The sequence below is a fragment of the Saccharothrix deserti genome, from assembly GCF_009769385.1.
GTDB classification, from domain to species: Bacteria; Actinomycetota; Actinomycetes; order Mycobacteriales; family Pseudonocardiaceae; genus Actinosynnema; species Actinosynnema deserti.
The window spans coordinates 429,606-449,630 of sequence record NZ_VKAB01000011.1 but is presented as its reverse complement, the minus strand read 5'-3'; the positions used below and the strand labels follow the sequence as shown (position 1 = coordinate 449,630).

Sequence of the window (20,025 nt, the reverse complement as noted above, 5' to 3'; positions counted from 1 at the left end):
CTGGGACGTCATCGCTGCTGGACTGCCGTTGACACGGGTGAACGCGAGTTGGTGTTCGACGTCGTCCGACCCCACGCACGGCGCCGTTCCAGTGGTCCGTCCCAGGGAACCGGAAAGCGCTTGCCGAGACTGTAGGAAGCGGTCACACGGCTGTCAAGGTCGCCGCCAGAACGCCTTGCTCCCTGGCCAGGTGGGTCGCACCCAGCACGGTGGCCTGCTCACCCAGCCTGCTGACGGCCACCTCGGTCGGCCAACTCAACGTCGTGAGCGTGGCCGCGACGCCCTCGGTGAGCAACGGGTTGCCGCCGACACCGCCGCCCAGCACGATCAGGCCGGGGTCGAGCACGGCGCTGATCGACGCGGCCAGCTTGCCCACCTCACCGGAGTGCTCGGCCACCAGCTCGCCCGCCAACGGGTGCCCCCGGTCGGCCAGCTCGAACAGGGTCGCCGCGCTGTCGGGTACCGGGCCGTGCCCGGCCGACCACCTGGCCCGTGCCCGGCGCAGCAGACCGGGCGAACCGAGACGCGCCTCCAGCGCATCGGGGCGGGCGGCCTGGTCGTCCACCCACGGGTAGGCCAGCCGTGCGACCTCGCCCGCGGCCCCGTTCACACCGCGCACCAGCCGGCCGTTGACCACCAGGCCTGCGCCGATACCCACGCCGACCTGGAGGTAGACGAACGTGTCCCTGGACCCGCTCGTGCCCGCGTGCAGTTCGGCGACAGCGGCGCAGTTGACGTTGTTCTCAGCCCTGACGCTTGCGCCGCGCGGCAGGCCGAGACCGTCGACGGCGGCGCGAATCCGCTGGTCGACCGCGGGGTCGCCGCGGCGGCCTTCCGGCGTGACCACGTCGGAGACCGCGACCACCACAGCCCTCAGCGGGCCGCTCCGGGTACGTCTGCGCAGCGCGGTGCGGACCATGGTGCGCGCGGCGTCCGGCTCGTCGGTGTGGTCCTGGTCCAGCAGGCGCCCGTCCAGGCCGACCGCGCGGTAGGCGACCTGGGTGGAGCCGCGGTCCACGGCCAGCACGTACCCGGCGGCGGGGCCGAGTCGGTAGACCGCCGCCGAACGGCCGGTCGCGCCGTGCGCGGTGCCGTTGCGCTCGACGAGTCCGAGCGCTTCGAGTTCGGCGACGGCCGCGGAGATGGTCGGCTTGGACAGCCCGCACGCGGCGGCCAGCTCCGGTCGGGTGGCGCGCCGCAGCGTCGCCAGGCCGGTGAACACCTCGCGAGCGCTGTCGGACAGCGCTAACGCCACCATGGTGGGGAACCGTATACCTTGACAGCGGAGCGTGCTCGTAAGTTTACTGCTTAACGAACACGGCGGGTCCCAGCCGCTTCGCCCAGGAGAACAGCGGGAAGGAGCGTCCCAACCCACGCACACCACCGGTGTCGGTTCCACAGTGGTCCGTTCCCGGACCACCGGCCTGGAGTTGCGATGACCTCCGCGGTGTACCTGCCGAGCCAGCACGCCAGCGTGCACAACCTGCCCGACGACGACGAACAGCTGCGGGCGGTGCTCGCCGAGGCGGTGGCCGCGGCGATCGCACGCCAGCGCCCGGACGGCAACTTCGAGGACCCGGCCGCCGATGACGACGTCGGTGACATGTCGCTCGGCGTGCTCTCGTTGCTGTGCCTGGCCTGGCACCGCGGTGATCGACGGGACGCCGAACTGGTCGAAGCGGCTCGGCGCGGCCTGGACTTCGTGCTGTCCGAACGGGTCTTCCGGACCGACAACCCCGGCGAGCTGTTCTACCGGGTCCGGCACAGCGGACTGCCGTACGCGCGGTACGTGCTGGGCGACGGGGAACACCCCTTCGGGGACTGGCCGAGCACCGTGTGGGCCATGCTGCACGCGGTCAACGTGCTGGAACTCGGCCAAGGCCTGTTCACCGACGCGCGGTACGCCGAGCTGGCCGACGTGGCAACCGGGTTCTGGCGGTGGTTGACCGAGGCCAGCGTGTTCAACCCGCAGCAGACGGCGAACCAGGCGATCGGCGCCGTGGTGGCGGGTCTGACCCTGGGGCGACTGCTCCCCGACAAGTCCATAGTGGACGAGTCGATGGCGTTGTACCACAGCGAGGTCAGGTCGAAGCGGATCACCGACCGGGGCTTGCGGCTGCCGGTGGAGCACGGCGCGGGCCACGACCAGAACTACCTGCCCATCTCGCTGACCTTCCTGGCCCGTGCCCACCAGGTCAGCGGGGAGCAGTGCTTCCTCGACGACGGCGACGAGATCGCCCGGCACCTGGAGTGCAGGCTGTCCGCCCGTGGCTTCGACTTCGGCGGCCCCAGGTACAGCGAGCAGCACAGCGGGTGCGAGGGCATGCTGGGACTGCGGTTCTTCAGCGGCCGCATCCGGGCAGACCTCGGCCGCTACCTCGGCGACCGGCGCGTGGCCTACTACTGTGCCGCCACACCCGGCGTTGCGAGCGGCCACTTCGCGTTCACGACCGTGTGGTTCTGGCAGGACGACCACAAGTGGTACCGCGACACCTCCGGTGGGCCGGTGCACACGCCCTACTCGCTGCGGCACGGGCAGGTGTCGGTGTCGCTGACCGGGCAGCTCACCCCGTACCTGATCGACGCGGGCTCGACCGCGGTGATCGAGTCCGTGGTCGACCACCAGCACGGGATCGGGCCGCTCGTCCGGTACCCGGACGGGAAGACGCTGCTGCTCACCCGCCCGCTCGGACCCGCACGCGTGCGCGACGCGACCGGCGACGGGCTCGGCGCGAAGCTGGTGACCAAGGCCGTGGTCACCAGGGACCAGGTCATGCTCGCCGTGCAACAGCTGTACGTGTCCGACGGCGAGCGGATGCACGTGGTGGCGGTGCTCGACCGCGCCGCGCTGCCCGCCGACGTGGAGGTGACGTTCCTGGCCGGCCTGCCGTACGCGACCGCGGACGGGGAACGGCAGCGCAGGATCCGGACGGTCGCCGAACCCGGTGGCGCGCCGTTCGACCTGGGCGGGCCGGGCGAAGTGCTGACGACGAAAGGTGTTCTGCTGGCCGATGGGTTCGCGATCAGCGCGGGTGCGGCCCTGCGCGTGGTGAACCCGCCGGACGGCCCGGCGTACGTCAACAGCACGCAGACCGTCGATCTGACCCAGGAACAGGTGGCGTTCGCGCTGGGCGACGACCCGAGGGGGTACGGCAATCCGGACGCGGGCTGGCAGCGGGTCGTCGCGACCAACCACGTCCTGGCCGAACCGGTCTCCGACATGCCGCACGGCCGCGTCGTCTTCGCGCTGTGCTACGGGCCGGAGGCGGTCCCGATGCCGGTGTCCGCGGAGGCAGCCGAGGAGGGCGTGCTGGTGCGGACACCGGCATTCACCGCGCTCGTCGGTCATCCAGCCGGTGACGCGCACGGCGAACCGGTGTTGCGGGTGACGGCTCGTTGATCACGTCACACCTCGCGCATACCTGACGACCAACGCCCACTCCCATCACCGCCGGCCGATATTCGATCGCTCTCTCCCGGTCCACTGCGGCAGCATGAGCATGGCCACGGTGCCTCCGAAGGGAGTCGGATGGTCGCGCCAGGGTTCGAAAAACCTGTCCACGCCCGCAAAAAGGCGGTGTTACTCGCCCTGCGCCTGTACGGCAGGGAGTTGTGGCGCCTCCGGTACGTCGCCGTGGGCGCGCTCATGATGCCCGCGCTGGGCGTCACGTGCCAGCTCTACCTCGCGCCCCTGGCGGTGGGCGCCCTCGTGGGTCGGCTCGCGGACGGTGGTGACACCAGTCTCGCCACCGTGCTGCCGTACGTGCTGGCCTTCGGTGGCCTGATCCTGTTCGCGGAACTGCTGTGGCGCATCGGCATGCACTGCATCAACCGCACGGACGCGCGCGGGATCGAGCACCTGTCCATCTTCGGCATGGACGCGCTGCTCGGCAAGGACGCGGCGTTCTTCCACGACAACTTCGCCGGGTCGCTCACCAAGCGGGTGCTGAGCTTCGCGTCCCGCTTCGAGGAGTTCGTGGACACGGTGGCGTTCAAGATCGTCGCCAACCTCGTCCCGCTGGGCTTCGCGTGTGTCGTCCTGTGGGGTTACGACCCGCTGCTCGTCGTGGTGCTGCTCGGCCTGATCCTCGTCACGGGATCCGTGGTCTTGCCGCTCATCCGCCGCCGCCAGCAGATGGTCGACGAGCGCGAGGCCGCCTACGCGCGGGTGTCCGGCCACGTCGCCGACACGCTCATGAACATGGAGACGGTGCGGGCGTTCGCCGCCGAGCAGCGCGAGGGCGAAGAGCACCGCACCCGCACCGCCGAGAGCCGCATGCTGGCGCTGCGGTCGTGGGACTACGGCAACCTGCGCATCGACACCGTGGTCGCGCCGCTGTCCGTGCTCACCAACGCGCTCGGTCTCGCGGTCGCCGTCGGGGTCAGCGGCGGGCTCAGCGTCGAGGCGATCGTGGTGACGTTCGCGTACTTCGGCAACGCGACGCGGATCATGTTCGAGTTCAACCAGATCTACCGCCGGGTCGAGAGCACGCTCACCGAGGCCGCCCAGTTCACCGAACTGCTGCTCGACCCGCCGACCGTGCTCGACCCGGAGCACCCGGAACCGTTGCGGGTCAAGGACTCCGGGGTGCGGTTCGAGCGCGTGGGGTTCGCGCACGGCGGGAGCAAGCCGCTGTTCACCGGGCTGGACCTGGACATCCCGGCGGGCACGCGGGTCGGGCTCGTCGGCCGCTCCGGCGGCGGCAAGACCACGCTCACCCGGTTGCTGCTGCGGCTGATGGACATCGACGAAGGCCGCATCCTCATCGGCGGCCAGGACATCGCACGCATGCGCCAGGCCGACCTGCGCAGCCTGATCGCGTACGTGCCTCAGGACCCGGCCATGTTCCACCGGACGTTGCGCGAGAACATCGCGTTCGCGCGGCCGGGAGCGACCGACGCCGAGATCCGCCGCGCCGCGCACGCCGCCCACGTGACGGAGTTCGCGGACGCGCTGCCCGAGGGGTTCGACACGGTGGTCGGCGAACGCGGGATCAAGCTGTCCGGCGGGCAGCGGCAGCGGGTCGCGCTGGCCCGCGCGATCCTGCGCGACGCGCCGGTCCTGCTGCTGGACGAGGCGACCAGCGCGTTGGACTCGGAGAGCGAGGTGCTGGTCCAGGAGGCGCTGTGGCAGCTCATGGAGGACCGCACCGCGCTCGTCGTGGCGCACCGGCTGAGCACGGTCGTGCGGATGGATCGACTGATCGTGCTCGACCGGGGCCGGATCGTCGAACAGGGCACGCACGCCGAGCTGCTCGACGCCGACGGGGCGTACGCGAAGCTGTGGCGCCACCAGTCCGGCGGTTTCCTCGACGAGGTGGCAGCCGACGAGCCTGTGTCCGATGAGCCTGTGTCCGGTGAAAGAGGCGCGGTGGGCGCGAAGTCGTTCCGAGCCTGAAGCACCGCGCCGTGCCAACCCTGCTGCCGCCCGACACTCACGGCAGGCTCGGCCGGCTGATCAACTGCTGGACGTGCAGGTGACGTCCGGCCGAGGGGTTGCGGGGCCGTTGGCGGTGAAGCCGAAGGTGGTGGAGCCGTTCGCGGGGAGTGGGCCGTTGTAGTCGGCGTTGGTGACCGTCACCGAGCCGGTGTCCACGGTGAGGGTGCCGTTCCACAGGTTGCTGATCGCGTGATCGGCCGGTTGGGGCCAGGTCACGGTCCACTCGGTGAGCGCGCGTTCGCCTGCGTTGCGCACGGTCACCTGGACCTGGTAGCCGCCCGGCCAGGAGTTGGTGACCTCGAAGCGGGCGCTGCAGTCGGGCGTCGACGTCGCGGTGTCGGTGTCGGTGTCGGTGGTCGTGCTGGTGGTCGTGCTGGTGGTCGTGATCGCGGTGGGCGTCGTGATCGTGGAGGCCGGGGTCGTCGTGGTGGTGGTCGGGGCAGGCTGGGCTCTGCCGGACGGTTCGTCGCCCCCCAGAGAGTCGGCGATCACCGCGCCGCCCGCGACCAGCACCACGGCACCGGCCACCAGCGCGATCCTCTGCCACGGCACCTGACGCGACGCCGGGAGAGGAAGTGGATCACCCTGCGTGCCCGGCAACGGCCGTCCCTGCACGACCGCGTCCAGCAGAGCGTGCATCTCGGCCATCGTCGGCCGTTCCGCCGGGTCGCGCCGCAGGACGCGCAGCAGCACCTCGCCCAACGGGCCGGGGAATCGGAGCGGCGCCACCTGCCCTTCGGACACGCGCCGCAGGAGCGCGTACGGGTTGTCGGTCGCCCCGAACGGCGGGTGGCCTTCGAGCGCCGCGTACAGCGTCGCGCCGAGGGAGTACACGTCGGACGCGAACATCGCCTCCTCCCCCGCCGCCACCTCCGGCGCGAGGAACGCGGGTGTGCCGACGACGGCTCGCGCGTCCGTCACCGTGCCCTCGCCGATCGCCCGCGCGATGCCGAAGTCGGCGATCTTCGCGGTGCCGTCGTCGGCCAACAGCACGTTGAACGTCGTGACGTCCCGGTGCACGATCCCTGCCGCGTGCGCCGCCGCCAACGCCGACGCCACCTGCCACCCGACGCCCGCCACCAACTCCTCCGGCAACGGCCCGCGCTCGTCGACCAACTCGGCCAACGTCCGCGACGGCAGGTACTCCATCACCAGACACGGCTTCCCGCCGTGTTCGACGACGTCGTGCAAGGTGACCGCGTGCGGATGCCGCAACCGCGCGGCGACCCGCCCCTCCCGCACGATCCGCTCCACAGCGTCAGGCGAGTCGCCTGCCCTGAGTAACTTGATCGCGACGGTCCGTCCCAGCCGCTCGTCCCGCGCCCGCCACACGAGACCGGCGGCCCCACGCCCGACCAACGCCACAAGCCGATACCGCCCGGCAATGACCTCGTCACGTTCCGACACAGCCAGACGCTACTTCCCCACCCGCCCAACCGGCCACCTCCGCTGGTCGTGGGCATCCGAGCGTCGGCTTCGCGTCGGTGGCACCCGATGCCGAGGTGATCACGAACCAAAGGCCGACCGCCCAGCTCCCGGACGGGGAGCTGGGCAGTCGGATGCCGCAGCCGGCGACTGAACCTCGCGAGGGCTCTTCGATCCCCGGCTGCGAGGTGCGGAGGGATCACCAGGTCCAGAACTGGCTGATCGTGCGCCCGTTGACCTGCCACACGTTGTCTGCCCGCTGCATGCTGAGGCACACGTCGTCGCCGTACTTGGCGCTCAGCAGGTCCTGGGAGTACCACTCGCACGTCACGTTCTGCAGCCGTTGTCGAGCGCCCCACTTCAGACCCTTGAGGCAGGTGATCTCGCTCGGCGGATTTCCGACTTTGTCCAAAAGCGGACCTGGAACGATTCCGACGACGTCATCGCGGTTTTACTCGCGGGTGACGAGCCATCGCCTGAAAAGCACGTCCACCTGGCCGAGTCGTACTGCGTCCTCGTAGCGCGACACTCCCCTGGCGCGTCCGCCTCACAGGCGGCCGAGTTGTCGCGCGAGTACAGCGGCAGCGGCACTTTCGCATCGGTCACGAAGACCGGGATCGTCGCCCTGATTCCCCGACGCGCCCAGCAGCGCACCGTGGAGCACTTCCAGCAGCGGCTCGGCGGGTCCCTGATCGCGGGTGTCGCTACGCGCACACGGGCGGGCATCCCCAGCGGGTACCGCGAAGCGTCGCAGATCCTCGACCTGGCGCACGCGACCCGGCGTCCACCGGGCGTGTACCGGTTGGAGAACTTCCTGGTGGAGTACGCCGTCATCCGCCACGCGTTCGTGAGCGGCAGCCTCGCGTCCATCGTGGCGCGGCTGATGACGACCCAACCGGTGCTCTACGAGACGCTCGAAGCGTTGGTGCGAGCGGATTTCAACCGCAACGACACGGCCCAGAACCTGTTCGTGCACCGCAGCACGCTCGACTACCGGATCGCCCGGATCGCGCAGATGACCGGTCAAGACCCGATGAGCAGGCGCGGAGCGCAAGTGCTCAGGGCAGCGCTGGTCGCACACACCCTGGCCCGCGAGCCCTGATGAACACGGGCGGGCCGACGTACGGGGGCACGGCGGCCCGCATGGTTGAACCGGATGTCACGCGGCGGGTGTCACGCGAGCGCTACTCGGTGGGTGGCGTCTGGGTTTCCCGGCTGCTGATGACGGCGTAGGTCGTCAGTGCGATGGCCAGGTTCTCCAGCCCCTGCAGGCTGGTCGGCCGCCAGCCGGTGAGGTCCTCGACGCGGGAGAGCCGGTAGTCGAGCGTGCTGCGGTGGATCTCCAGGCTCAGCGCGGCCTTGCTCCGGTTGCCGTTCGCCGCCACCAGCGCTTCGAGCGCCCGCAGCAGCGGCGGCTGGTCCACCACGCGAGCGATGCCGTCGATGAGGTTGTCCACCACCGACTCCTCCTGGAGCACCGCGTACTCGACCAGAACGTCGTCGACCACGTAGACCTCCGGTGGCCAGTTCGAGGTGACGGCGATGGTCGCGATGTCGTGGACCTCCCGCCGTCCGGACGGGACATCCGGACGCGGGCGCCACGCCACGGCCATCCAGCCGGGGCTGATCAACTGCCGGTGCAGCTCCTCGGCGAGGTCACGCGCGGAGTCGCGGTCGGAGCGGGAGCCACGAGGTAGTCCAGCCGGCCGGCGGGCACGACCGACCCGCACGCGTTGACGTTGGCGGGCAGCGGGCTCGGCGCGTCCTCGCCCCGTCTGCCCACGGCGATCACCGCGTAGCCATCGGCGAGTGCACGCTCGTGGCCTGGATCGACCTGCAGACCCCAGAGCAGGGCCGTGGCCAACACCCGGCTTCCCTCCGGGGACAGCACCTTCCTGGGCTTCCACTGCCGCAACTCCTGGTAGCCCGCGAGCACCGCGGCGATGGTGGCGTTGCCCCTCTCGACGACCTCGGCTTCCACGGCATCGCGCAGGTCCGGCCGGTCGGCCGGGAGCGCGGAGACCGCGATGTCGGCGGCCTTCTCGGTCAGGGTGTTCAGCACGTCGAGCAACGGGTCGACGGGGTGCCGGGCGATGGCCCAGTCCGCGCCGACCCGCCGCAGCCGGGACGCGCGGTCCTCAAGCCGGAAGCCGTCGCCGGCCGGCGCGTCGACGTGCACGGAGATGGCGGCTGCGATGGCGGCCTGCAGGTCATCACGGCACCCCGATGGCGCGGCGAGCAGCAGCGGCCGCAAGGCTTTCGTCAGCCTGGCGATGAACGCCGACCGTCCGACCGACGCGTGCACGCCGTCGGGCAACTGGGATGCCGATGTCATCGGGGCCCCCTCTGCGAAGTCCGCCTACCGAGCCAGGAAGTCACTCGGCCGGCGGCGCTGTTCGGCCTGGCAAAAGGTAGCCCGGAGAGCGCACACCACGCCGCGAGGTGGGACAGAATTCCGGAGAACGCGGAAGCTATTCGGTTCGGGTCGTTCCCAAGCGCGAACGGCCCGTGTATGAACATATTTCACATTGCACTTTTGCAGTTACCTCCATCACATCTTTCCCGCATGCCGGTCACCACCGCACCGGAAGTTCGACCAAACCGCCGGTCAGCACGTCGCGGCGCACCCACGCCGACTGACCGACGCCGGGTCCGACGCGCCGCGGTGGCTTGGGGCCACGCCACCGTGAGGAACGACGGCTCGCGGTGGCGTTCAGCGCGGACGTGCGCAAACGGACGTCGATGTGGCCGCGCGGTAGCGTGGTCGGGTGCCCAACGGAACGTCGCGGGGCAGGGAGCGGGTCCGCACGGCCGAGGTCGTCGCGGCCCTTTCCCTCGCGACGGACCTCGGTCTCGGGGTGCCCCTCGAACACGGTCTGCACAGCGCACTCATCGCGGCGCGGCTCTGCGACAGCCTCGGTACCGACGCGGAGACAACGGCGCAGGCCTACTACGTCTCGTTGCTGTACTACGTCGGTTGTACCGCCAACGCGGGGATGGCGGCGGAGATATTCGACGGGGACAACGCGCTGACGACGTACGGCGTCCCGGTCCGGTTCGGGTCGCCGAGGCAGACGTTGGCCGGGATGGCCCGCGCCGTCGCGTCACCGGATCGCCCCCCTGTCGTGCGCGCGATGCGGATTGCTCGAGGACTGCCGAGGCTGGTGCGCGAGTTTCCCGCTGTCGTGGCCGCCGAGTGCGACGTCGCGCAGATGCTCACGCGCAGACTCAGCCTCCCGTCCGCGACGTCGGCCTTGTTCGTGCACGCGAACGACCGTTGGGACGGTCGGGGTGGCCGCCGGGGCGCTGAGGGCGACGCGATCCCCCTGCCGATGCGGATCGTCCACGTCGCCCGCGACGCCGCCTTCCAACGCATGCTGGGAGGCGACGACCACGCGGCCAGGGTGGTGCGCAGCCGTGCCGGCGGCGCGTTCGACCCGGACATCGCGAGGCCCTTCGCGGACCGGGCCGCCGAGATCCTGGCCATCGACCCGCACACCTCGGTCTGGGCGGACACGCTCTCCTGCGAACCCCGACCGAACCTCGTGCTGGAAGAGGAGGCCATCGACCGCGCGCTGAGCTCCATCGGCGACTTCGCCGACCTCCTCTCGCCACACCTGGTCGGTCACTCGGCGGGTGTCGCGGAACTGGCCGCAGCCGCCGGTGGGCGGTGCGGACTCCGCGCTGAGGAGATTCGGGCGCTGCGGCGTGCGGCGCTCGTGCACGACCTGGGGCGGGTCGCCGTGCCCACGCGCATCTGGCTGCACGCGGGGCCGCTGTCACCGGACGACTGGGAGCGGGTCAGGCTGCACGCCTACCACACCGAGCGCGTCCTCAACCGCTCGCCGTTCCTCTCCGCGCTCACCCCGATCGCAGCCTTCCACCACGAACGCCTCGACGGCACCGGCTACCACCGCGAGGCCACCGCCTCGGTGCTGAGCGTGCCCGCACGCCTGCTCGCCGCTGCCGACGCGTACCACGCCATGACGGAGCCACGGCCGCACCGCGCGCCGTTGTCACCGGAACAGGCCGCCGAGACCGTCGGCGCCGAGGCACAGGTCGGCCGACTGGATCCCGACGCGGTCGGCGCCGTGCTCGTGGCGGCCGGTCAACGCGTCCCGCGGATCCGTCACACCGCCGGCTTGACCGACCGTGAGCGCGAGGTCGTCGTCCTGCTCGTCCGCGGCCTGCAGACCAAGCAGGTTGCCCGGACCCTCGGGATCTCGGTCAAGACCGCCGACCACCACATCCAGAACGCCTACCGCAAGATGGGGGTCTCCACGCGTGCGGGGGCCGCGCTGTTCGCCATGCGGCAGGGCGTCACCGCATAGGGAGAACTCCCGATGGGGTCAGCCCGCGTTCGGTCCTAGCGTCAGGGCCATCGGAAACGGCTTCGAACACAGGAGGCACTCATGTCCGCCTCGACCAGACGTCCGGCTCGCGTGGGCATCGTGGCGATCGCACCCGTGGTCCTGCTCGCCGCGCTCAGCTACCACCCGCACCTCCCGGGACGCCAGCCGAACCTCGACGCAGTGGCCTCGGCCGTGGAACTCGACCCGTCGCGCTGGGCGGTCGTGCACCTCGGGGCCGGTGTGGCATTCGGGCTGCTGAGCCTGGCGTTCCTCGCGATCCGCAGTTACCTCCACGAGGCGGGCGAAGATCGCTGGAGCGCCGCCGCACTGCCGTTCGTCATCATCGGGAACACTCTGTACGCGATGCTGCCCGGGATGGAGTTCGCTCCGTTCGCGGCGGTCGAGACGGGTGGGAGCGCACGGGCGGCGCAAGAAGCGCTGCTCCCCTGGTTCGTCCCGCTGTTGGCGGCCGGGGCGCTCACCTTCGGCGTCGGTGTGCTCGGCATGGCGAGGGGCGTGTCGCGAAGCCGGGTTCTCAGCCCAGGGCTCACCAGGCTCGTCGTGGTGGCGTTCGTCGTCATGGCCCTGTCGCGCTTCGTCCCGCTGGCCGCCGCCCAGCTCTACGTGCAAGGCGTCGCGGGGCTCGCGGCTCTCCTCCCGCTGGCGTACGCGATGGCGAAGCAGCCCCATCACGCCGGCGAACCGGTGTCACGGGAGCGGAACCACCACGTCAGCTCATGAGGTCCCTTGGGCGGCTCGCGGTGCCGGAGTGGGGCGTCAGACCCACAATGGAACGATGACGACCGATGAGCTTGAGCAGGGACGCACGTCCTTCGCGCAGCGCTCATGGGGCGGCGCGTACACCCAGCTCGCGGCCGCGGATGGCGACACGCCCCTCGACGTCGACGACCTCGAGCGGTTCGGGCTCGCCGCGTACCTGACGGGCAACGACGAGGTGTCCACGCGCGCGTGGACGCGTGCCCACCACGAGGCCCTCCTCCGCGACGATCCGCAGCGCGCCGCGCGGAACGCCGTCCTGATCGGTTCCGGTCTGATGTTCCGGGGCGAGGTCGCGCCGGCGATGGGGTGGTTCGCCCGCGGCGGCCGTGTGCTCGAAGGCTGCGATGAGTGCGCCGAACGGGCGTGGCTGCACATCTGGAGCGCGTTCGCGCAGATGTGGGGCGGAGACCCGGTGGGGGCCGAGCCGGTGTTCGGCGAGAGCGTCCAGGCCGGCCGGCGCTTCGGCGACCTCGACCTGGTGACGATGTCGCGCCTCGGCCAGGGCATGTGCCTGGTCCTGCGGGGGCAAGGCCCGGCGGGCATCAGCCTGCTGGACGAGGTCATGGTCGGGGTGACGTCCGGAGAGGTCTCGCCGATGTACGCCGGGATCGCGTACTGCACCGTGATCGCGGCCTGCTCCGACCTGTTCGACCTGCGTCGTGCCCGCGAATGGACCGCTGCGCTCACCCGCTGGTGTGACTTCCAGCCCGACCTCGTCCCGTATCGGGGGAACTGCCTGGTCCACCGGTGCGAGCTGATGCAGCTGCAAGGCGCGTGGAACGACGCGCTGAAGGCCGCCGAGCAGGCGTGCGGCCTCCTGTCCGGTCCGGTCAAGTGGGACACGCTCGGTGCGGCGTACTACCAGCTCGGTGAGCTGCAGCGGTTGCGTGGCGAGTTCACGAGGGCCGAGGAGAGCTACCGCAAGGCCGGTGAAGCCGGCCGCCGGCCCGAGCCGGGTCTCGCGCTGCTCAGGCTGGCGCAGGGACGGATCGACGCGGCGGCCGCCGTGATGCGCCGCGTGGTCGACGAAACCGAAGACCCGTCCTCACGGTCACGAGTGCTGCCCGCGCACGTCGAGGTCATGATCGCCGCCGGTGATGTGCCGTCGGCCCGCACGGGAGCCGACGAGCTCGCGCGAATCGCGGGTGCCCTCGACGCTCCGTACCTGGACGCGGTGGCCGCTTCAGCCGCCGGAGCGGTCCTGCTCGCCGAGGGTGACGCGCGATCGGCGTTGCGGAGGCTCCGCAGCGCCGGATCGTTGTGGCGCGAGTTGGACGCTCCGCACGAGACCGCACGCGTCCGGGTGCTGACCGGGCTGGCCTGCCGCGCGCTCGACGATCCCGAGACGTCCGACATGGAGTTCCGCGGCGCGCGGGCTGTCTTCGAGCAGCTCGGGGCCAAACCCGACATCGAGCGGCTCGACGCACTCATGAGACCGCCGCACGGGAAGACCCCTGGCGGTCTGACCGCGCGTGAGGTGGAGGTGCTGAGGCTGGTCGCGTCCGGTAGGACGAACCGCGCGATCGCGAAGGAGCTCGGCCTCTCCGAGAAGACCGTCGCCCGCCACGTGAGCAACTGCTTCACCAAGATCCGAGTGCCGTCCCGTGCCGCGGCCACCGCCTACGCGTACGAGAACGCCCTGATCTAGGGACGTATGGACAGAACTACCCACGCCCTCGAGAGGAGGTCTGGGTCGTTCGCCCGAAGCCGTCCGGCTTTCCCGCGCCTAACGTCCGGTTCACAGGGGCATTGGAAGGGAGCAAGTCATGACGAACCTTCAGCACGAGACGACACGGCGAGGCTTTCCCGTCGAGGCGTGGGAAGCGATCGCACCGCTGTACGACGAGCACGTCGCACCGGGTGAGTCCGATCTGGCCCTGGCCGGACTGCGGCTCGCGGGTCTGCGGGCGGGCGAGACGTTCCTCGACGTCGCCGCCGGCACCGGCGGGCTGAGCCTCCCGGCGGCGCGGCTCGGCGCCAAGGTGCTGGCCACCGATTGGGCGCCCGGGATGATCGAGCACTTCAACGCGCGGGTGGCAGCCGAAGGGCTGGACGCCGAGGGTCGGGTGATGGATTGCCACCGGCTCGACATCGCCGACGACACCTACGACGTCACGGGCTCGCAGTTCGGCGTCATGCTCGTCCCGGATCAGGCGCGGGCGCTGCGGGAGATGGTCCGGGTGACGAAGCCCGGTGGACGCGTGCTCCTCACCGCGTACGGGAACCCGGGCGAATTCGAGGCACTGCACTTCTTCATCAGCGCGGTGCAGGCGGTCGTCCCCGAATTCGAGGGCATCCCGGAGGACGAGCCGCCGCTCGAGTTCCAAGTCTCGGACCCGGAGGTCCTGCGTCAGCGGATGACCGACGCGGGCTTGAAGGACGTCATCGTCGACACGAGCCACCAGGAGCGGATCGAGGTGCGGACCGGACAGCAGCTCTGGGACTGGCTCCTCGGCGGGAACCCGATTCCCAGCGCGCTCGTCGCCGACTTCACGGACGAGCAGCGCGACGACATCATCCGGGTGCTCGACGGCATGGTCCGCGAGCGGGCGGCCCACAACGGCCCGGCCGTGCTCACCGCGCCCTTGAACATCGGGGTGGGCACGAAATAGGGCGGCGGGCGACGGGTGGCAACGCGAAACGTCCCGTCCAGCCGAGCCGGCGGGACCGAGTTGGCGGGTTCCGCCCAGGTCCACGTCGACCGGGCGGTCCGGTTCCAGTGCGAGCGGGTCTTCCAGTGAGAGCGGGTCGCCGGCTTCGTCCACGATGGCGCGAACCGTGGGCCACGCACGGGCCGCGTCCCCGGCGTCGACCACCGCTCGTGCCGCCACGAACTGGCGCCGCTGAGCCGGGAAGGATATCCACGCCACCCCGTCGAGCAGCCGGAGGCACGTGGCGTGGAACGCCGGCGAGGGGTGCTCGGCCCAGACCGCCAGGAGGCTCGCTCCGGCGTTCTCGTCGCCGCCGCCCAGCTGCCACGCGCGTTCGAACGCCGCGTCACGCCCGTCGGTCGGGTCCAGGACCTCCCGCGCGGTCGTGAGCCAGGCCGCCGCATCGTCACCGGACGGTTCCGTTCGCAGCGCCGCCACGACCAGCGCGCGCAGCTCCGGGGTGAGCACCTCGGGGTGTTCGACCCCGATCCGGGCGAGCAGCTCGCAAGCCGACGCGTGCGGCACGGCGGTCAGCGCGGTGCGGACCACGGCCTCACTGGCCGGGAGTGCGGCCCATCGCTGGTCGTGAGCGGCGAAGGGGGCGACGGCCGCGCTCGCGAGCACCGTCATCCCTGCTGTGCCCGTCCGTCCATCCGGAGTGAGGCGTCGTCGGCGATCCGGGCGATGGCGTCGCACGTCTCCGGTGTCCGTTCCGGTGCGCCGGGAAGAACCCGCGCGAGCGCCCCCGCCAGGCGGGCCGCGACCTCGGCCACCACGGCGGTGGAGGTGAGGTGCGCAGTGCAGCCGTAGGCCCCTTCGCGCACGTGCGGATCCGCGTCTTCCAGCAGCGGCAACAGGTGAGGAACGGCAGGGCGGCCACCGTGGCGGGGTACACGCTTCCCTGGTGGAGCAGCGAGCCGAACAGCTCGCCCAGCGCTTCCTCCCAGCCCTCGCCCCGGAGCTGCTCCAGCAGCACCGGAGTCTCTTCGGCCGAGCCATAGGCGTGCGACAGCCGCGACCAGTCGACCACAACGTGCGACGGCTCCCCGCGCATGATCACCTCGTGAGCCTGACAAGCCTGCGGCAGCCCCGATTTCGGACGTTGACGGTCACACGGTCGCCCTCTCCGCGGCTACAACGTTGAGGCGGAGCGTCTCGCCGATCCCCGGCAGGACGAGTTCAGGCGATGCCGGCTGCGATCAGCTGCTGCCAGATCCCGCTCTGGTCGACGACCTCGACGCCGAGCTTCTCGGCTTTGGCGAGTTTGCTCGCGCCGACGTCGCCGCCGGTGATGAGCAGGTCGGTGCTCGCCGAGACCGAGGACGCGGTGGTCGCGCCTGCCTTCTCGCACAGCCGCTGGAAGGTGGGGCGGGGGACCTTCTCGCCGGAGCGCGGGTCGCTGATCGCGCCGGTGATCACCACCGTCTTGCCGGCCAGTGGCGCGTCGGACGCGACCACAGGCGGGAGGTCCTCCTCGCGCACGTCCAGGGAGACGCCGCGCTGCCGCAGCCGCATCAGCTCGGGCCGCAGCCGGGTGAGGTGTTCGATCAGCGAGGCGGCGACCTTCGGCCCGATGTCCTCGACGGCCACGAGCCGTTCCTCGCCGGCGTCGGCGACCTCCTCCAGCGAGCCGAACCCCGCGCGGCACAGCCGTGTCGCGGTGCCCTCCGAGGCCATCGGGATCGCGAGCCCGATCAGCGCGCGGCGCAGCCCCACCTGACGGCTGGCCGCGATCGACTCGATCATGCGCGCGGCCGAGACCTCGCCGATGCGGTCGAACTCCAGCAGCTTCTCCTTGGTCAACTGGTAGAAGTCCGACGGGTGCTCGATGATCCCGGCTTCGGCAAGCCGTTCGATCCACACCGGACCGACCGCCTCGATGTCGGCCGCCGCTCGTGACGCCCAGTGGATCAGCCGCCGCACGGTCTGCGCGGGGCAGGCGACGTTGGTGCAGAACAACTCCCGGCTGTTGCCCTGCTCGGTCAGCCCGTGCCCGCACGACGGGCACGCGGTGGGCGGCACGATCTCCCGCTCCGCGCCCGTGCGCTTGGACTCGTCGAGCACGCCTGCGACGAACGGGATCACGTCACCCGCGCGGCGGACCAGCACCGTGTCCCCGATCCTGATGCCGCGGGCGCGGATGACCTCCTGGTTGGCCAGCGTCGCGCGGGTGACCGTCGTGCCGCCCACGAACACCGGCTCCAGCTGGGCGACCGGGGCGATCTTGCCCGTCTTGCCGACGTCCCAGACCACATCGGACAGCACCGTGGTCTTCTCTTCGGCGGCGAACTTGTAGGCCAATGCACCGCGAGGCGAACTCGACCGTGTGCCGGCAGCAGAAAATGCGTCCCGGTTCGCCAGTCGCAGCACGGCGCCGTCCAGGTCGTAGTCCAGGTCGTTGCGCCGCTGCTCGATCTCCCCGATCACCGCCTGCGCCGCATCCGCGTCGTCGCAGTGCCGCATGTCGGCGACGTCGAACCCGAGCGTTCGCAGGCCCTGCTCCAGGTCGGCCGCTGTCGTGTCCGCAGAGGTGTCCAGGTCGAAGGCGAAGAACTGCAGGCGCCGCTCGGCGACCACGGCAGGGTCCTTCGCCCGCAGGGTGCCGGCGGCGGCGTTGCGCGGGTTGATCAGCGGCTTGTCCGGGTGCGCCGCGTTGTAGGCGGCGAACGTCGAGCGCAGCATCACCGCCTCGCCACGGACCTCCACCCGGCCCGGCGCGTCGACCCGATCCGGCACCCCGTCGGTCAGCGCCCGGACCAGCACGGTCACGTCGTCGCCGGTGGTGCCGTCGCCGCGGGTGACCGCGCGGGCCAGCCGGCCGTCCTCGTAGACCAGTGCCAGCGACAGCCCGTCGAGCTTCGGCATGACGACCACCGGCTGGCCGGGAAAGCGGTCGAAGAACGCGGCGACTTGCTCGGGCTTGGTCGCCTTCTCCAGGGAGAGCATCGGACGCGAGTGCCGGACCGGGGCGTGCAACACGACTGGCGCGCCCACCTGCTCCAGCGGGTTCGGGTCGGGCACCAGCTCCGGGTTCGCCTCGATCAACCCGCGCAGCTCGTCCTCGATGGCGTCGTACTCGGCGTCCGCCACCAGCGGCGAGCCCCGGTAGTACGCGTCACGCAGCACCACGACCTGGTCCGCGAGTTCCCGGATCCGTTCCTCAGCGTTCACGTCGCACAAGCTACCGGCGACCACCGACACTGCACTGCATCCGAGGATGGTTCCGGTTCATTGGATCATCACCCAGTGGACCGCAAGCTCGTGTTGATGGCGTAGTCGTTCGTGAGCGCGATCGCAGCGGCGATGTTCGATGATCCTGGCCAGAACTCGGGCCATCGCCTACCTCTTGCGGCACGATGAACGTCGGTGACTCGAGCCGTTTGGCGGCTGGTACTCCTGCCGGAGATCGCAACGTTCATGGGTCCGGGACGATGCCTGCGGCGTGCCGGGGAGTCGGATCATGACGAGGAGACCGCCGGTGGGGCGGGGTGTGAGGTCGAGGGTCCCGTCGTGTGCTCGGACGATGCTGTGCACGATGGCCAGCCCGAGGCCGACGCCGGCGTGTTCGTCGGTGCGTATGCGTTCTGTTCCGCGCTGGAAGGGTTCGGTGAGGGTCGGTACCAGTTCCGGCGGGAGCGGGTGGCCCGTGTTCTCGACCCGCAGCACGCTCGCGTCGTGCTGCGATTCGGTGTGGAGCGTGACGGTGCCGCCGGCGGGGAGGTTGTGGACGATGGCGTTCTGGACGAGGTTCGTCACCATCCGCAGGATGAGCGCCGCGGAGCCGACGGTCTGCGTTGTCCCGCCGGTGACGTCGAGCGTGATCTGGCGCTGTTCGGCGAGGGGGAGCAGCGTTTCGGTGGCTTCTTCGGCGATGAGGGAGAGGTCGACGGGCTCGCGGGTGAAGCTCCTGCGGTTGCCCCGGCTGAGCAGCAGGAGGGCCTCGGTGAGGTCGATCGCCCGCCTGTTGGCGGTGTGGAGGCGTTCGATGAGTTCACCCTGGTCCCGCGCAGGGTCCTTGCGGGCGACGTCGAGGAGTGTCTGCGAGATCGCCAGCGGGGTGCGCAGTTCGTGGGAGGCGTTCGCGGCGAACCTTTGCTGTTCGGTGACGTGGGATTCGAGTTGTTCGAGCATGGTGTCGAACACGTCGGCGAGTTCGCGGAACTCGTCTTTGCGGCCTTCCATCCGGATCCGGTGGGACAGTGATCCGTTCGAGGCCATCCGTGCCGCGTCCGCGATCCGCGTGAGTGGTGCGAGCATCCGGCCGGCGAGGATCCATCCTCCCAGGAGGCCGAACACGAACAGGACGGCCAGTGCTGTGGCCGCGGCGGGGGCGAAGACGATCAGGAGGACGCGCCGGTTGGGTGCGATCCCGAGAAGGCCCATTTCGCTGTCGGGTACGTAGCGCAGCAGGAACACCCACACCACGGCCAGCAGGACGGCGCCGGTGAGGAAGGTGAATCCGGCATAGCTGAGGGTGAGTTTCAGGCGGGCGCTGAGCCCTGGGCGTCTATTCATGAGTACTGCCAGGGTGGGTGGTGTCCATGCCGGTGTCCATGCCGGTGTCGATTCGGTAGCCGACACCGGGCACCGTGGCGATGAGCCATGGTTCGCCGAGTCGCTTGCGCAGCGCGGACACGGTGATGCGGACGGCGTTGGTGAAGGGGTCGGCGTGCTCGTCCCAGGCCCGCTCCAGCAGCTCTTCGGCGGTGATGACACCGCCTTCGGCGGCGACGAGGACTTCGAGCACGGCGAACTGCTTGCGGGTGAGCGCGACATAGCGCCCGTCGCGGAAGACCTCCCGGCGGAAGGGGTCCAGCCGCAGGCCCGCGATCTCGCGGACCGGCGGCCGGACGTGCGCGCGCCTGCGGTCGAGTGCCCGCAGCCGCAGGACGAGCTCCCGGAGGTCGAACGGTTTGGTGAGGTAGTCGTCGGCGCCGAGCCCGAACCCGGAAGCCTTGTCGTCGATCCGGTCGGCGGCGGTGAGCATGAGGATCGGGGTGCCGCTGCCGGAGGCGACGATGCGCCGGGCGATCTCGTCGCCGGAGGGTCCGGGGATGTCGCGGTCGAGGACCGCGAGGTCGTAGGAGTTGACGCTGAGCAGTTCCAGGGCGGTGTCGCCGTCGCCTGCGATGTCGGCGGCGATCGCTTCCAGCCGGAGACCGTCCCGGACGGCTTCGGCCAGGTGGGGCTCGTCCTCCACGATCAGCACGCGCATACCCGGAGCCTAGGCGGCACGGCATATCGCCGACATATGCGAACCGGACACGCGGGCGGCTCGGCGTCCCGGTACCGGGGCCGGTCGAGGTTGATCTGACGACGCGCGGGCCGTAGCGCGCCACCAGCGGCGCGAGGCCGGCGCGGCCAGCCCGGCGCCGGT

At 70.8% G+C, this 20,025-nt stretch carries 16 protein-coding genes; 7 read left to right on the top strand and 9 right to left on the bottom strand.

Features of this window, described 5'->3' with window-relative positions:
- Nucleotides 1-142: 142 nt before the first annotated feature.
- Complete coding sequence (locus tag FM051_RS21550; RefSeq protein ID WP_158846116.1) at nt 143-1,258, bottom strand: ROK family transcriptional regulator; 1,116 nt, start codon at nt 1,256-1,258, stop codon at nt 143-145.
- A 177-nt stretch (nt 1,259-1,435) separates the two neighbouring features.
- Between FM051_RS21550 and FM051_RS21545 the strand changes: the two genes are divergently transcribed.
- A complete protein-coding gene (locus FM051_RS21545; protein WP_202918950.1) occupies nt 1,436-3,400 on the top strand; it encodes a hypothetical protein in 1,965 nt (654 codons plus the stop codon).
- A gap of 129 nt (nt 3,401-3,529) precedes the next feature.
- Nucleotides 3,530-5,398: an ABC transporter ATP-binding protein gene (locus tag FM051_RS21540; RefSeq protein WP_158846114.1), complete on the top strand. Its 1,869-nt coding sequence runs from the start codon at nt 3,530-3,532 to the stop codon at nt 5,396-5,398.
- A 60-nt stretch (nt 5,399-5,458) separates the two neighbouring features.
- On the opposite strand, the gene FM051_RS21535 is transcribed toward FM051_RS21540, so the two are convergent.
- Both FM051_RS21535 and FM051_RS21530 read right to left on the bottom strand, forming a co-directional pair.
- Complete coding sequence (locus FM051_RS21535) at nt 5,459-6,847, bottom strand: protein kinase domain-containing protein (RefSeq protein ID WP_158846112.1); 1,389 nt, start codon at nt 6,845-6,847, stop codon at nt 5,459-5,461.
- A 217-nt stretch (nt 6,848-7,064) separates the two neighbouring features.
- On the bottom strand, nt 7,065-7,277 hold the full coding sequence (locus tag FM051_RS21530) for a hypothetical protein (protein WP_202918957.1): 213 nt from the start codon (nt 7,275-7,277) through the stop codon (nt 7,065-7,067).
- Between FM051_RS21530 and FM051_RS21525 the strand changes: the two genes are divergently transcribed.
- Nucleotides 7,209-7,967, top strand: a complete 759-nt coding sequence (locus FM051_RS21525) for a PucR family transcriptional regulator (protein WP_158846110.1) — start codon at nt 7,209-7,211, stop codon at nt 7,965-7,967. The genes FM051_RS21530 and FM051_RS21525 overlap by 69 nt on opposite strands.
- Nucleotides 7,968-8,049: 82 nt before the next feature.
- On the opposite strand, the gene FM051_RS21520 is transcribed toward FM051_RS21525, so the two are convergent.
- Entirely contained in the window at nt 8,050-8,496 is a 447-nt protein-coding gene (locus FM051_RS21520) for a helix-turn-helix domain-containing protein (protein WP_158846108.1), read from the bottom strand.
- The gene (locus FM051_RS21515) at nt 8,493-9,200 is read right to left on the bottom strand and encodes a hypothetical protein (RefSeq protein ID WP_158846106.1); all 708 of its coding nucleotides are present in this window, start codon (nt 9,198-9,200) and stop codon (nt 8,493-8,495) included. The genes FM051_RS21520 and FM051_RS21515 overlap by 4 nt, the downstream gene beginning before the upstream one ends.
- Before the next feature lie 433 nt (nt 9,201-9,633).
- On the opposite strand from FM051_RS21515, the gene FM051_RS21510 reads away from it, so the two are divergent.
- The 4 genes from FM051_RS21510 to FM051_RS21495 all read left to right on the top strand — a co-directional run bounded on the left by FM051_RS21510 (nt 9,634) and on the right by FM051_RS21495 (nt 14,609).
- Nucleotides 9,634-11,196 carry an HD domain-containing phosphohydrolase gene (locus FM051_RS21510; protein ID WP_158846104.1) on the top strand — a complete coding sequence of 521 codons (1,563 nt, stop codon included), beginning with the start codon at nt 9,634-9,636 and terminating at the stop codon, nt 11,194-11,196.
- Nucleotides 11,197-11,277: 81 nt separating this feature from the next.
- Nucleotides 11,278-11,958 (top strand): hypothetical protein, encoded by a 681-nt coding sequence (locus tag FM051_RS21505; protein ID WP_158846102.1) that lies wholly within the window; start codon nt 11,278-11,280, stop codon nt 11,956-11,958.
- 55 nt (nt 11,959-12,013) lie between these two features.
- On the top strand, nt 12,014-13,645 hold the full coding sequence (locus tag FM051_RS21500; RefSeq protein WP_158846100.1) for a helix-turn-helix transcriptional regulator: 1,632 nt from the start codon (nt 12,014-12,016) through the stop codon (nt 13,643-13,645).
- A 118-nt stretch (nt 13,646-13,763) separates the two neighbouring features.
- Nucleotides 13,764-14,609 carry a class I SAM-dependent methyltransferase gene (locus FM051_RS21495; RefSeq protein WP_158846098.1) on the top strand — a complete coding sequence of 282 codons (846 nt, stop codon included), beginning with the start codon at nt 13,764-13,766 and terminating at the stop codon, nt 14,607-14,609.
- Nucleotides 14,610-15,274: 665 nt separating this feature from the next.
- Here FM051_RS21495 and FM051_RS21490 read toward each other — a convergent pair.
- The 4 genes from FM051_RS21490 to FM051_RS21475 form a co-directional block, all read right to left on the bottom strand.
- Complete coding sequence (locus tag FM051_RS21490) at nt 15,275-15,502, bottom strand: hypothetical protein (protein WP_158846096.1); 228 nt, start codon at nt 15,500-15,502, stop codon at nt 15,275-15,277.
- A gap of 325 nt (nt 15,503-15,827) precedes the next feature.
- Complete coding sequence (gene ligA, locus FM051_RS21485; protein ID WP_158846094.1) at nt 15,828-17,819, bottom strand: NAD-dependent DNA ligase LigA; 1,992 nt, start codon at nt 17,817-17,819, stop codon at nt 15,828-15,830.
- Between the two features lie 168 nt (nt 17,820-17,987).
- Nucleotides 17,988-19,163, bottom strand: a complete 1,176-nt coding sequence (locus FM051_RS21480; RefSeq protein ID WP_158846216.1) for a sensor histidine kinase — start codon at nt 19,161-19,163, stop codon at nt 17,988-17,990.
- Nucleotides 19,156-19,863, bottom strand: a complete 708-nt coding sequence (locus FM051_RS21475; RefSeq protein ID WP_158846092.1) for a response regulator transcription factor — start codon at nt 19,861-19,863, stop codon at nt 19,156-19,158. The genes FM051_RS21480 and FM051_RS21475 overlap by 8 nt, the downstream gene beginning before the upstream one ends.
- Nucleotides 19,864-20,025: the final 162 nt, after the last annotated feature.